The organism is Pseudoalteromonas sp. Angola-4 (assembly GCF_028599265.1).
GTDB lineage: Bacteria > Pseudomonadota > Gammaproteobacteria > Enterobacterales > Alteromonadaceae > Pseudoalteromonas > Pseudoalteromonas atlantica.
Map to the genome: position 1 here is coordinate 1 of NZ_JAQREK010000050.1, position 657 is coordinate 657.

The following is a 657-nucleotide window of genomic DNA, read 5'->3' on the forward strand; positions in this document are numbered from 1 at the left end:
ATTGCAACCATTATTCACCAACAAGTGGGTGGTCTTCGCAGTGCAATGGGCTTAACCGGTTGTGCCACAATCGAAGAGCTAAACACTAAACCACAGTTTGTACGTGTAACTTCTGCTGGTATGGGTGAGTCGCATGTTCATGATGTGCAAATCACTAAAGAAGCACCGAACTACCGTTTAGGCTAATCAGCCTTTAACAACTTGAAAAAAGTGGGCTAACCTTTGTTAGCCCTAATATAGTCACACAGCTTAAGCTGGTGGCGTTTAGCACCTGACTTTACGAGATACTTCATGAGCAAAGACATTCACGATTCACGAATCCTCATTTTAGATTTTGGTTCACAATACACGCAGTTAATCGCCCGTCGCGTGCGCGAAATTGGTGTTTATTGTGAGCTTTGGGCTTGGGATGTAACCGAAGAGCAAATTCGCGAGTTTAACCCACAAGGTATTATCCTTTCTGGTGGCCCAGAATCAACCACGCTTGAAAATAGCCCGCGTGCTCCTGAGTATGTATTTAATGCAGGCGTTCCAGTACTTGGTATTTGTTACGGCATGCAAACTATGGCAACGCAGCTTGGCGGCCGTGTACATAGCTCAGATAAAAAAGAATTTGGTTACGCACAAGTTGAAAAAGTGGGTAACTGTGCATTATTT

2 protein-coding genes are annotated in these 657 nt (G+C 44.1%); both read left to right on the plus strand.

The features are described from left to right. Positions 1 to 186, plus strand: a 186-nt coding sequence (locus PSH48_RS20700) for an IMP dehydrogenase (protein WP_273612290.1), incomplete at its 5' end; no start/stop codon positions are given. Positions 187 to 291: 105 nt separating this feature from the next. Continuing rightward, positions 292 to 657, plus strand: a 366-nt coding sequence (locus PSH48_RS20705; protein WP_273612291.1) for a glutamine amidotransferase-related protein, incomplete at its 3' end; no start/stop codon positions are given.